The sequence below is a fragment of the Bifidobacterium sp. WK041_4_12 genome, from assembly GCF_041080795.1.
Classification (GTDB): domain Bacteria; phylum Actinomycetota; class Actinomycetes; order Actinomycetales; family Bifidobacteriaceae; genus Bombiscardovia; species Bombiscardovia aquikefiricola.
The window spans coordinates 759,801-772,230 of record NZ_CP129674.1; the positions used below are offsets into that span (position 1 = coordinate 759,801).

The window sequence follows — 12,430 nt, forward strand, 5'->3', positions numbered from 1 at the left end:
TGTCAGGAGCCAAGCATCCGTGGAACGTTATTGATAAGCAAATGGAGAAACAATGAGAACAGAATTTGATTTCGAAATCCGCGATCCCAACGGAATACATGCGCGGCCGGCAGGGCTGCTTGTTCAAAAGGCTCAGGAATATCAATCGAACATCACTATTGTTTTCAATGGTGCAAGCGTCGATGCCAAGCGCATTTTCAGTGTACTAAGCATGGGTGCATCTCAAGGTGACACCATTCGAATCGTCATCGATGGCAATGATGCACAAGAGGCATCATTGGGGCTTCAGACTTTCTTGAAGGAGTCGCTATGAAGATATTGAAGGGGACTGGGGTATCTGCTGGCATCGCCATGGGGGCAGTGCGGTTTTTATCGGGAGCCGAACACTCTGAACATAGAGTTATCGACAATGTAGATTCAGAGATCGGCCGGCTTCATGATGCAATGGATGCCGCTGTATCCCAGCTCGATGCGTTGTACAGAAAGACGGCTGGAGAGTTGGGAGAAGACAAGGCAGAGCTGTTCCGCTCTCACTCATTGATGCTCAAGGATCCTGATTTCACTGACCAGATTGAGTCCATTATCCGCAAGCATGTCAATGCCGAGGCTGCTGTACAAGAGGTTGGCGAACGATTCGCTTCGGTTTTTGCCAAGATGGATAATGCCTATATGAAGGAACGGGCCAGCGACGTCAAAGATGTGTCTCAGCGAGTCATTGGGATTCTAGAGGGCACAGGCAATGCTGACATGACCTTTGGTGAAGAACCACTGATCATTGCTGCAGAGAATCTTGTACCAAGCCAGACAGCACAGCTTGATCGGAATTCTGTTATGGGGTTTGTGACATCGCAAGGTAGCACAAACTCACATACTGCAATTCTCGCACGTACCATGGGGTTACCGGCGATTATTGGTGTCGGCGACGCTCTCAACTCCGACGTCGAGGGGCACGTGTTGGCGATTGATGGTTTCACGGGTGAAGTCGTCATCGATCCAGATCCTGACACGATGAAGCGGTATGAGCTGAAGAACAAGCAATACGAGAGCCACATCCAGATGTTGAAATCTCTGAAAGGCAAGAAGACTGAAACTCGCGCTGGACAGACGGTCAGGCTGTTCGCAAACATCGGTCGTCCATCCGATATGGATGCAGTGATGAACAATGATGCAGAAGGGATCGGGCTGTTCCGAAGCGAATTCCTTTACTTGGAAAGTGAAGACTTTCCTAGTGAGGAAACGCAGTTCAAGGCTTATCGGGAGGTTGCCGAAAGGATGCAGCAGAAGCAAGTCGTCATTCGAACCTTGGACATTGGGGCTGACAAGCAAGCCGATTACTTCGGTCTCAAAGCTGAGGAAAATCCTGCGTTGGGATATAGGGCAATACGAATTTGTCTTACGGAGCCCGAAATATTCAAGGTCCAGCTAAGAGCGATTCTCAGAGCCTCGGCATACGGGAATGTCGCGATAATGCTTCCCATGATTACCTCCGTGCAAGAAGTGCTGGATGCCAAGGCAATCGTTGAAGAAGTGAAAACAGAATTGGACGATAAGCATATAGATTTCAATCATGACATGCAGGTTGGAATAATGATTGAGACGCCTGCATCGGTGATCATGGCAGAGGAACTTGCCGCGGAGGTCGATTTCTTCTCGATAGGGACAAATGATCTCACGCAGTACACCTTGGCATGTGACCGTCAAAACGCCAATCTTACGCGTTTCGCAGACCCACATTCGCCGGCGGTGCTTCGCATGATCAGCATGGCGGCCGAAGCCGCACATCATCACGACATCTGGTGCGGCATATGTGGAGAGCTTGGAGCAGATCCTTCTCTCACACAGACCTTCCTCAACATAGGTATCGATGAACTGTCAGTGTCGCCAAGCAGCATCCTTCCTCTGAGAAAGGCAATCCTCGAGGCTTGAGTCAATGAGCAAGTCGTGTGTTCAACTGATGGAACAAAGCGGGTTCTGAAAAGGCTGCTTAGTTCCATCAGGTGTTGTTCACTTTCGCGAATACATGAATTAGTGAGTTCATGAATTCGCGGCTTTTACACCGAAGTTCACTGGAATTGCATGCCGCCGTCAACGATCAGCGTTTGGCCGGTGATGTAGTCCGAATCGTGTCCAGCGAGGAATGAGACCGCGTTCGCCACATCCGATGGTTCGCTGAGACGCCCGAGCGTGATGTCCTTGGAGAAGGTGCTCATGCCCCACTCGTCATCCTTACCGGCGTTTTGGGCAACATGATGGGCAATGTCCATCATCATTGGGGTCTTTACGATGCCTGGAGCGTAGGCATTGGCGGTGATGCCGTCCTTGGCAAGATCCTTGGCTGCGACTTGGGTAAGTCCACGAATCGCGAATTTCGTGGAACTGTAGAGCATCAGGTTGGCATTTCCGACGACCCCAGCCTGACTGGCTGCATTGATGATCTTGCCTCCATGACCTTTGCCCTTGAACAGTGCCGTTGCTGCCTGCATGCCCCAGATGCAGGATGCGACATTGATGTGATAGACCTTGTCGAACATTTCGGGGGTGATGGTGTCTATTGGTGTGGTGGGAGCAATCCCCGCATTGTTGACCAGCACGTTGAAATCTCCGAGCTTGTCCGCTGCAGCTTCGAGTGTCTGTGTGAATCCTTCACGGTCGGAAACGTCAACCTTGAAGGCTGCTGCCTCACCACCATCATCATTGATGGAGTCAGCCACCTTCTGAGCCATTTCGAGATTCAAATCGGCGATGGCGACGGCAAAGCCATCTTTGACCAATCGCCGGGCGATGGCCTCGCCAATGCCTTGTGCCGAACCTGTTATGCATGCTACTTCTTTGTTCATGATGCAAACCCCTTCTGGTTGCTTCACGTCTTTCGAAGTCTCGCGCCCTATTGCGTGCGACGTGTCCACTCTATATCCAGCAAAGCCTTAAACGCTGTTCATATGTGCGTGTCATGCGATACAGCGCAGATTCCTCGGCTTGACGATTAGGGCGAGCATCTGATCGTCCAGATGTGAATTTTCGATGAAAACAGCCTCGATTTTCGCTGAATCGTCATCCCCATGCTCGTATTTTCTCAGAGCATGCGAGTTTTGTTGCCTTTATGAGCTATACCCCCTGTTTTTAGGCATTTTCCGACCCATATTTAGCGGCTCTTGACAGTTGTTCGCAGAAAAGGCAACAAAACTCGCATCCTCGAGTGAAATGACGCAATTATGATGGGTTTGGGGCTGGAATTGCTCCTATGAACCCCATCTTTTCCCCTGCAAGGGCGCAGACAAGAAGGTTTGGATGATGTCCGAGCGTTTTCACTGCTTTCATGACCGCTTGTTGGTGGGTTCGGAGATACAATCGTCGTCCTTGATGACATGGTAGAGGCTTTTGCGCGAAACAGACGCTATACCTGCCACAACTGCTACAAGCTGAGCTGTCACCATGGATTTCTTCTCGGAGTGTAGAATACATCGGGTATGTGAGCACCTGAGATTCAACCATTTTGAGTATGTTAGACCACAGGGTCATGCGTCAATGAGAGGTGCTCAAAACTGCGTGCAGCACATTGCATATGCAGCTGCTATCGAGGGGGAAAGTTATGGAGAAAGGGAGCCGGTCAACGAACGCTTCCATGGAAACAACCATCTGGTGGCATGTGTACCCCTTGGGATTCCTTGGTGCTCCGATCCGCCCGGAAGCCGCATCGCAGCGAGTTCTGACGCACAGGCTTCGTCGGCTCATTCCCTGGCTTGATTACATGAACGATCTTGGAGTCAATGGACTGCTGCTTGGGCCAATCTTCACTTCGCAGACCCACGGCTATGACACGACTGACTTTTTCTCGATAGACCCCCGGCTCGGCGATCTCAACGATTTTGACGATCTGATGCGCGCTTGCAAGGATCGTGGCATCGCCGTGATGCTCGACGGCGTGTTCAATCATGTGGGTACTGGATTTCCCGCTTTCCAACGAGCATTTGCCGATCTCGGTGATCAGGATATGTTCACGATCCGGCGCAACGATCAGGGCGATCCCGACTATGTGAAGTTCGAGGGCCATGCTTCGCTGCCGGAGCTGAATCATGATTCGCCTCGTGTGGCGCAACTGGTTCGTGATGTCATGGAATTTTGGCTCGCCAAGGGCATCAGCGCATGGAGACTGGATGCCGCGTATACGACGGACGTGCATTTCTGGCAGCATGTCCTGCCCGAAGTACGTGCCAAATTTCCGAAGGTCTGGTTCATGGGTGAGGTGATTCAAGCGGATTATCCGACGGTGATTCGCGAGAGTGGCTTCGATTCCTTGACGCAGTATGAGCTGTGGAAGGCGGTATGGAGTTCTCTGAAAGATGGGAATTTCTTCGAGCTGGACTGGTCTCTTCAACGCCATGACGAGTTCATGGATGCATGCACTCCCCAAACCTTCATCGGCAATCATGACGTGACTCGCATTGCAAGCAAAGTCGGGATTGAAAAGGCGGTCCTGGCATGCGTGATTCTGCTCACCGTTGGGGGAGTACCCTCGATCTACTACGGCGACGAGCTCGGCATGACCGGAGTGAAGGAGGATCGTCTCGGCGGCGACGATGCGGTGCGCCCGGAGTTCCCGGCCACACCAAAGCCAAGCGATGAGCTGAATGAATCCCAATCGCGCATATTCGGCATCTATCGTTCTTTGATAGCGTTGCGCAAGGCCAACCCGTGGCTGGCTCGGGCGCGCACGAAGTCAACGCTGCTGCAAAACCGTCATTACACTTACGAATCCAAAGGTGAGCATGGCGAGACGCTCAGCGTCGATCTCCAGCTCGACCCACATCCGCGAGCAGACGTGCATCTATCCAACAGTTCCGTGCTGAGCTTCGCCATGTAGTCCCACACGGTTCCCTGTTTCCAAGACTTGCATGTGGATTCAGGGAATGACCAAGCCTTTGAGGAAGTATGCGGATATGCAGATCACGATAAGCGTGAGCATGTTGACCGCGTTATTGCTGGCGTATGCAATGCCGACCGTTGCGCGCTGCCGAGGATATGCCGGCGCATCCATGAGTTCGCCCCTGCTGTCCGCGAAACGCTGCTGAATCGTTGAACCCAACGCACTATCGATAAGCGTTCCAAAGAAGCCGAGAACGAGAACAAAAAAGAATCCGCGAATTCCATACTGACCGGCACTGGGTATGGCGAGCAAGGCGCTTCCCACGATTCCGGCCGCGACGCCCAAAAGCGTGACACCGCCTGAAGTACCGTTGGGCACAGACTTGAGGTTGATCAGATTCAGCACTTTGCCGCTGCTGAGCATGCCGATTTCTGAAGAAAATGTGTCGGCGCAAGCAGCAGCGAAAACGCTGAAACAAATCAGCGCCGCAGTGTTCGTGTTCTGCGAGAAATGTGAAACCCATAAGGCAACGCAGGCAGGAAGCGAATTGCATAGGACCTGCTTCCAATTTCTGGCACCAGTATCGGCCTGACGACTTTCGCCCTTCCTCTTTCTTGAATTGCTAATTTTCGACACCATCGAACCGGCAACGAAGAACAGCAGGAGACTTCCGGCCACCCAGATTGAAGAGAATGCATAGAGCGTGGCAGCGGTGAGTTCGGCAGCAACGATTCCATCCGCCGTGATTGCCGATTTGCGAAAGGCATAGATCAGGATGGCGAGTGCCACAAGCAGATAGAGTGTCATGCCAATGGATCCATAGCGTAGCAGCAGCGAGGCAAAGAGACCTGTGGCAATCGGGACTGAAAGATTGTCGCACCCGTGCTTTCCGGTGAGTTCAACGAATGCGGCAAAAATTCCAGTCGCCAATGCAATCAGTATCGATTCGGCAATGAAAATGCGCATTGATACGCTGTCGCCGTATTGCCAGCTATAGAAGGTCGTTTTGAGGTCGCTGTGCAGTTCGGGAATCAGCGCGATGCAGGCCAGGGTTACGAGAAATGCTGCGACGGCAACGGTTATGCTGCCTTCAAGGGATTTCTCCCGCGCAAAGGAGAAGGGGTGGTGCTTGCCCCAGCGTCCACCAACCAGTGAGGCGAAGCCATCGCCATACGCCATGGTGAGCAGACCGATGAAGGCCAGTTCCTTCCAGCCAAGCAAGTAGGCAGCCGAGCTGAGAGCGAACATGCTGAACGCATAATATACGGTGCCAAGATTCTCATGCTCTCGCGTCATGGCCTTGAAGAAATGGAAGCGAATGCTCAGTGCGTTCACGATAATGAAGGTGAAGGGCACCAAGGCAACCGCCCACAGCGATGTGAAGAAGGGCGTGATGAACACCCAGTTGCCAACCAGGATATGCACAAGCTTGCGAGAATATTCGCTGCGACCGCCCTGAATGCGTGCAACGAGAGTCGCCAAGCCCAGCACCAGCAGAATGTATGCCAGTGAAATGGCCAGACTCACTATATTTTCCATGATGCTTTCTCCCGTAGCTGGATTTCGGAAACGATGCGCAGACGCGTTGCCTTGCTGGTATAGCAACGTCTGGTGAAGCAGTCATACGACTGATCGCGAACTGCCTGCTCAATGGCCTGATAGAGTTTTGCCGCAACGATGAGGGGCATGCGAGCGGACTTATGGAAGTGGTCGATATAACGCTCATACGGCAGATAGTACTGATCGGCAAGGGTTGCAAGCCGTTCCCACAATGATACAAACGCCTCGGGTATTGCCTCGGGTTGTGCATCATTCCTGCCGTGAGCGAGCGAGACGAGAAGATCTCGCGTAATGCCATACGATTCAAGCAGATCATGAGGAATGTAGACACGATTGCGCTCGCGGATATCTTCTCCCACATCGCGCAGAATATTGGTGATCTGCATGGCGATGCCCAATTTTTCGCACGCCTCGATGAAATCCGCATCGAGAAGGGCATGCCTGTCATTCACGAGAATCGGAACCAGCACGATGCCGACTGAAGCTGCGACCAGACGTGAATATTCGATGAGTTCGTGAGTGGATGTGATGTCATGGAAGTCCGCGTCCATTCGTTGCCCTTGAATCTGCATCAGGAGTCCACGCTTCTGCACGCCATACCGCTGAACGCTGGCGACGAATGCCGGCCACCACGCCAGCGTGGGAGCGATGAGTGCACTGGGACTTTTACGGTTCGGACTGTCGTCTTGAGAGTCAGAGTGAACATTGTTGCCGTCCGTACTCATTGGGGTACCTCTGAATGGTGCCGATTCAAAGAGTGTGCGGACTGACGCTTCCAGATCGTCGAGCTTCGGCAGAACGGCGCTGCCTCCTTCGTCTACCAGATCATCGGCATAACGGCAGAAAGCGTAGACCGCAGTTACGGCCTGAAAGCGGTCTTCTGGCAGTCTCTTGAAAGCCTGATAGAAGCTTACGGCCTGTGTCTGCATGATTGAGCGAGCTGCCTCGAAGGATTGTTCCAAGGTAATCGAAGAGGATTCCGCGTCAGCATCTATTGAAAAGTCGGGTGTGGCTTGCTTTGGTGCATCATCTGCAGCATGCCGGTTGTTGTCATCATGGCCGTCACTCAAAAGTGTCGCCCTTCTCGTCTCGACGCAGTTCTTCCGCGCAGATTTTACCGCTTTGCATCACGATGGGCACGCCCGCACCTGGATGTGTGCTGCTGCCGGTAAAATATAATCCCTTGCAATGCTTGGCTTTTGCCTGTGGTCGCCAGTGATTGCTCTGCCGCAGGGTGGGCTGCAGTCCGAAGGTGGCTCCTCGATACGCATTGAACTCGTGCTCGAAGTCTTGAGGGGTGGCAACCTTCTCGAATATGATGTCTTCCTCGAGGTTTTCGAGGCCGGGGAGCTGCGTGAGCGCCTCCAGAACCTTATCGCGGTACAGCTTCACGGTCTGCTCGTTCCATTCGTACTGCGCCGTTCCCAGCTCGGAGATGGGGAGCAGCGCATAGAACGTGGACATGCCTGCCGGAGCCATGCTCGTATCGGTCTGGGTCGGAATATGCAGATATATCGAAGGTTGCTGAATCTCGGTGCCGTCAAAGATGCTGCGGAGATTCTCGTCATACTGTGATGAAATGACGAAATTATGTGTCGAAAGCTTGTCATACGTGCCCTTCACTCCCCAATAGAACACCAGACAGGAGCATGAATAGTCCATCTTGTCGATTTTCTTCGGCGAATACTTGCCACGTACCTTTGGGCTGTCGATAAGATGCTTCATCGCATAGGGAAAGTCGGCGTTGCAGACCACATAAGGAGCGTCTACAAGCCGGCCATCGACTTCAATGCCTGTGACCTCAATACCTCTGACGTGAATTCCCTTGACCTCGCTCTGCCCGCTGCTTTGAGCTGTACCCGAAGCCTTGTCGCCAGACTTGCCCTGATTGCCATCATCGGAGGTCATTATCCGCTGAACATTGGCATTGTAATGAATCTTGCCACCGATTTCTTCGAACAGTCTGGCCATCTGCTCGGCCATCGTATGCATGCCACCCTTGATGAACCAGATGCCATAGAGCAGTTCGATCATCGGAATGATGTTATAGAGCGAAGGGCCGTTGGTGGGTGAAACGCCGATATACAAGGTCTGGAAGCTCAGCATGCGTTGCAGATCCTGGTCAGGCATGAACTGGGCCATCAGATGATCGGCACTGTCGAAGGTTTTCAGCTTCATCGCCTGAACGAGCATGTATGGATTGTAGATATCGCGTCGATGACGGAACGGTCTGGTGATGAAATGCTGATACGCCACCTGATATCGGGTATAGAGAGTGCTGAGATAGTCAAGGAATCCCTTGGCATTTTCGGGGCCTTTGCTCTCGACCAGCTTCATCAGGTCGGGAAGGTTGTTGTTGATCGCATAGTGACGCATCGGACTACCCTCGAAGAAGACCTCATACATCGGATCCAAGCGCGTCATGGGAATGTAGTCGTCCGGATTGCGGTCGCACAGCCGGAAAATGTCTTGATAGATTGAAGGCATCATCACCAGTGTCGGACCAACGTCAAAGGTGAAACCCTGTTCACGAATCTGATGCATCTTGCCACCCGGCATGCTTTGCTTCTCATAGATCTCAACCGAATATCCCGCATGCTGCAAACGAATGGCTGCCGACAATCCGCCGATTCCGGCTCCAACGACCACAACTTTCTTCCCCAAGTATTCCGCCCCTACTCGTGCACTTACTATCGAATCCAACTGGTACACACAACTTTTTGAACCCAGCTTTTGACCCCAAGATTTGACCCCAACGTTGGGCCTTCCAAGCCCTACCGATAACGATTCTACCGAGAAATCGCTACAAAAGCGTTCAAGGCGGCAATGCAAAACGCGCGGGAAAGCGATAAGACCGATGCTCTGCAGCGTTCACAGACTGCTAGAACTCTTCGTACCATTGTGGGTTCTGGGCAAACGAACGTCCTTCAGGATTGTCAAGAGTGGCGATCTGCATCATGTCGTCGCCATCGAGGGTGAAGCCGGTCACGTCGATGTTGGCTCGCTGACGTTCCGGGTCAACCGACTTGGGTATGCAGACATCGCCAATCTGCAGATGCCAGCGAAGGATTGCCTGCACCACGGAAATGTCATGTTTCTTTGCAATGGCCGTCAAGGTCGTATCCTTAAGCATCTGATTGGCACGGCCCAGCGGACTCCAAGCCTCGGTGATGATACCGTGGGTCTTGTCATAGGCACGCTGCGTCGTCTGCTGGAAGTAGGGGTGCAGCTCGATCTGATTCACCTCAGGGGCAACGCCGGTCGAATGAATGAGCATATCGATATGGCCGGGCAGAAAGTTGCTCACCCCGATATGCTTGACGATGCCTTGCTGCCGAGCGTCAACAAGCGCTCGCCATGCGTCGGTGTATTGCCCTTTCGAAGGGTTCGGCCAATGAATCAGATACAGGTCGATGTAGTCGAGACCCATGCGTGCGACGCTTTCTTCAATCGTTGCGCGCGCACCATCGTAATCCTGATGTCGGCCGGGAAGCTTGCTGGTGACCTGAATGTCTTCACGAGCGATGCCGGACTCGCGGATTGCGCGACCGACGATTCCCTCATTCTCGTAGTTATACGCGCTGTCGATCAGTCGATAGCCAACTCGCAGGGCAGACGTGATGGCTTCGATGCCATCAAAACCGTTGATTCTGTAAGTGCCGAAACCGATTGCGGGGAGTTTCAGACCGCTGTGTGATGTTCTGACTGGAATGTCTGGCGGATTCATGAAATTGTGGTCTAGTGCTTGCCGTTCGTCTTGTATTTCGCTCACTGTCGAGTCCTCTCATGTAGCCGATTCATGTACTGTTTTTCATATTCGTGCAGCTGTCCGAGCAGCAACGTGCATGTGCTCTCACAACGTAGGTGTTCTCACAACATAGGTGTTCTCATAACAATAGGCATGAGAATTTCATGAAAATTTATTGTGCTGAAAGATAGATTCAGACATGTATGAAACTCGACAATTCCAGACCTTCAGTTCTATATGTTATTATAGAATCATAGGAATGACAAAAAACGCGGATCTTATTCTAAAGGAGTACTCAAACGTCAAGAAATTCTCAGTCAGGCACTAAAGCTCATTGCGGAAAATGGCTTTGAATCGACCAAGCTTCGAGAACTCGCTGAGTCCGTCAACCTTTCCGAAGCCGGTCTCTTGCACTATTTCGGGACGAAGGATGATCTGTACGTCGAAATACTGCGTGAAAACGACAAGAATGAACTATACGAACTGTTCCGACTGAACACGGAAAACAGCGCAATCCGACCTAGTGGCACTGAGACGACATGCAAGAATGACGAATCGGAAGATGGCCGGGAGAGCTCCCGGGACTCCGGTACCGATTCAGATTCAAGTTCAGATTCAAGTCCAGAAGCTGTATCATCCGAAACTGCTGCTGCAGCAACCAACCGCAAGCAGAACGGGTCGAAGCTTTCCATTGCTCAATTGTCCGAAGGCACGGGCAAGCTCTTCGAAGACCAGGCGAAGCTCATGACTGCACAGTCGAGCGAACACGTCGATGTGCTCTCCCGTCTGGTGGGCATCATGGCGCATAAGGCGCAGGTTCCAGGACTGGTGGAACTGTACTCGTACATGTCGGTGAAGGCCGCAGACAAAAGCAACCCAGCGCACGCCTACTTCATGGAACGCAGAAACATTTCATCGGCAATCTCCGTTCCGATGTTGAAGCGACTGCAAAAGAGGGGCATCGTCAGTTCAAAACTCGAGCCAAGCGATCTCAACCGCATCTTCAATGCAGTGACTGACGGTCTGCTCGTTCAACGATTGATTGATCCGGATCTTGACATTGAAAGCCTGCTGCTGGAATTGTGCACAATCATTGACTGGAAGCGCGACCCTCATTCCAACCCAGACATTGAGTCGATTGAAAAATTGAGAAATTGAGAACACAATCCTGATTCTCCGATTCGGCCAGCAAGCGAACGGTGAACGAGCGGGGAGTAAGCAGTCCAACAGTGCTAACGTCTGACGCTGAGTTCCTGCCGCTCCTCGTCAGACTGACCGCTTGCAGCGGCCTGCATTGTTTCATTGCCTGTTCTTTCATCGCGCGTTCCGTCATCGAAGGTGTCGCCATACGTGGCTGATGCAATTGCATCGTCCTCATCGCGCTGCATCATGTCCATCTGTTCACGAACCCATACACGTTCGGCAGGATTGATGTCACGAAGGCCAAGATACTTCTGATAGGCGGGATAGAAGGTTCGAAGAATGGGGTACAGCGCGAACAGCGTATGCTCAGGCTTATCCGTGCGCCAATGCTGAGGGTGAGCGTCAAAGGTATTGCGGAAGCGTTTCATATATCTTCTGAATGACGAAAGCGACGTGTCGATTCTGCGTGCACTCATGCCCACGATCATGCGGGGGGAATAGACGGTTTCGAACCCTTTGCCGAGCAGATGCAGGGAAACGTCGACGTCTTCGTGCATCACATCGGATTCATCGCGGCACACCTCTTTTGAGATTGCCTTCCAAGCGCTTGCCCGCAAAGCCATATTCGACCCGAACAGCAGATAATGGCCTCCATCGGCCTTGTAGATGTTTTTCCTGATGCGGTTATCGCCCTTCAACCCAATTTTGCGGCCGGGCATATCATAGTAGACCACGGGTCCGGTGGCGCCCATGGCATCGTCGTCTTCGGTGAAGATACCCGAAACAACCTCGACCCAGTCAGGTTTCAGCATGCAATCGGCATCGACGCGGCCAAGCACATCGCCCGTTGCATGATTCAAACCCCAATTGCGGGTTGGAATGAGACCTTGTTCCCTGTTTTGGTGGAGAAGACGCACATGAGCCTTGGGATGCTCATGAATGAACTGCTTCACGACCATGACAGTATTATCGGTTGAGCGATTGTCAACGACAATAACCTCGTGCGGCATCACTGTTTGACTTGTAGCATTCTGCAAGCAGTCAGCGATGCGTTCCTCTTCGTTCCATGCAGGGATGACAATTGAAACAGTCAGCATAGATAACAGCCTACGTGC

The 12,430-nt window shown here is 52.3% G+C and carries 10 protein-coding genes; 4 read left to right on the forward strand and 6 right to left on the reverse strand.

Annotation, left to right across the window (positions count from 1 at the left end; all coding sequences use genetic code 11):
* Window positions 1–52: 52 nt before the first annotated feature.
* Together QN215_RS03370 and ptsP are read left to right on the forward strand one after the other, a co-directional pair.
* Entirely contained in the window at window positions 53–313 is a 261-nt protein-coding gene (locus QN215_RS03370) for an HPr family phosphocarrier protein (RefSeq protein WP_369344705.1), read from the forward strand.
* A complete protein-coding gene (gene ptsP, locus QN215_RS03375; RefSeq protein WP_369344706.1) occupies window positions 310–1,926 on the forward strand; it encodes a phosphoenolpyruvate--protein phosphotransferase in 1,617 nt (538 codons plus the stop codon). The genes QN215_RS03370 and ptsP overlap by 4 nt, the downstream gene beginning before the upstream one ends.
* A gap of 137 nt (window positions 1,927–2,063) precedes the next feature.
* On the opposite strand, the gene QN215_RS03380 is transcribed toward ptsP, so the two are convergent.
* The gene (locus tag QN215_RS03380; RefSeq protein ID WP_369344707.1) at window positions 2,064–2,837 is read right to left on the reverse strand and encodes a (S)-acetoin forming diacetyl reductase; all 774 of its coding nucleotides are present in this window, start codon (window positions 2,835–2,837) and stop codon (window positions 2,064–2,066) included.
* A gap of 785 nt (window positions 2,838–3,622) precedes the next feature.
* Here QN215_RS03380 and QN215_RS03385 point away from each other — a divergent pair.
* A complete protein-coding gene (locus QN215_RS03385) occupies window positions 3,623–4,861 on the forward strand; it encodes an alpha-amylase family protein (protein ID WP_369344708.1) in 1,239 nt (412 codons plus the stop codon).
* A 39-nt stretch (window positions 4,862–4,900) separates the two neighbouring features.
* Here QN215_RS03385 and QN215_RS03390 read toward each other — a convergent pair whose 3' ends face one another.
* From QN215_RS03390 to QN215_RS03405, 4 genes are all read right to left on the reverse strand, one after another.
* A complete protein-coding gene (locus QN215_RS03390) occupies window positions 4,901–6,403 on the reverse strand; it encodes a DUF92 domain-containing protein (RefSeq protein WP_369344709.1) in 1,503 nt (500 codons plus the stop codon).
* Window positions 6,391–7,494: a phytoene/squalene synthase family protein gene (locus QN215_RS03395; protein ID WP_369344710.1), complete on the reverse strand. Its 1,104-nt coding sequence runs from the start codon at window positions 7,492–7,494 to the stop codon at window positions 6,391–6,393. Before QN215_RS03395 ends, QN215_RS03390 begins: the two co-directional genes overlap by 13 nt.
* Window positions 7,487–9,088, reverse strand: a complete 1,602-nt coding sequence (locus QN215_RS03400) for a phytoene desaturase family protein (RefSeq protein WP_369344711.1) — start codon at window positions 9,086–9,088, stop codon at window positions 7,487–7,489. Before QN215_RS03400 ends, QN215_RS03395 begins: the two co-directional genes overlap by 8 nt.
* 217 nt (window positions 9,089–9,305) lie before the next feature.
* Window positions 9,306–10,151, reverse strand: a complete 846-nt coding sequence (locus QN215_RS03405; RefSeq protein ID WP_369345045.1) for an aldo/keto reductase — start codon at window positions 10,149–10,151, stop codon at window positions 9,306–9,308.
* Window positions 10,152–10,481: 330 nt separating this feature from the next.
* On the opposite strand from QN215_RS03405, the gene QN215_RS03410 reads away from it, so the two are divergent.
* On the forward strand, window positions 10,482–11,330 hold the full coding sequence (locus tag QN215_RS03410) for a helix-turn-helix domain-containing protein (protein WP_369345046.1): 849 nt from the start codon (window positions 10,482–10,484) through the stop codon (window positions 11,328–11,330).
* Between the two features lie 74 nt (window positions 11,331–11,404).
* On the opposite strand, the gene QN215_RS03415 is transcribed toward QN215_RS03410, so the two are convergent.
* Window positions 11,405–12,412, reverse strand: coding sequence for a glycosyltransferase family 2 protein (locus QN215_RS03415; RefSeq protein ID WP_369344712.1), 1,008 nt, complete (start codon window positions 12,410–12,412; stop codon window positions 11,405–11,407).
* Window positions 12,413–12,430: the final 18 nt, after the last annotated feature.

What these genes read in the sequence shown, in the direction of transcription:
- QN215_RS03380 (WP_369344707.1), bottom strand. Translation starts at nt 2,837, where the DNA reads ATGAACAAAGAAGTAGCATGCATAACAGGTTCGGCACAAGGCATTGGC.
- QN215_RS03370 (WP_369344705.1), top strand. Translation starts at nt 53, where the DNA reads ATGAGAACAGAATTTGATTTCGAAATCCGCGATCCCAACGGAATACAT.
- QN215_RS03390 (WP_369344709.1), bottom strand. Translation starts at nt 6,403, where the DNA reads ATGGAAAATATAGTGAGTCTGGCCATTTCACTGGCATACATTCTGCTG.
- QN215_RS03405 (WP_369345045.1), bottom strand. Translation starts at nt 10,151, where the DNA reads ATGAATCCGCCAGACATTCCAGTCAGAACATCACACAGCGGTCTGAAA.
- ptsP (WP_369344706.1), top strand. Translation starts at nt 310, where the DNA reads ATGAAGATATTGAAGGGGACTGGGGTATCTGCTGGCATCGCCATGGGG.
- QN215_RS03385 (WP_369344708.1), top strand. Translation starts at nt 3,623, where the DNA reads ATGGAAACAACCATCTGGTGGCATGTGTACCCCTTGGGATTCCTTGGT.
- QN215_RS03415 (WP_369344712.1), bottom strand. Translation starts at nt 12,412, where the DNA reads ATGCTGACTGTTTCAATTGTCATCCCTGCATGGAACGAAGAGGAACGC.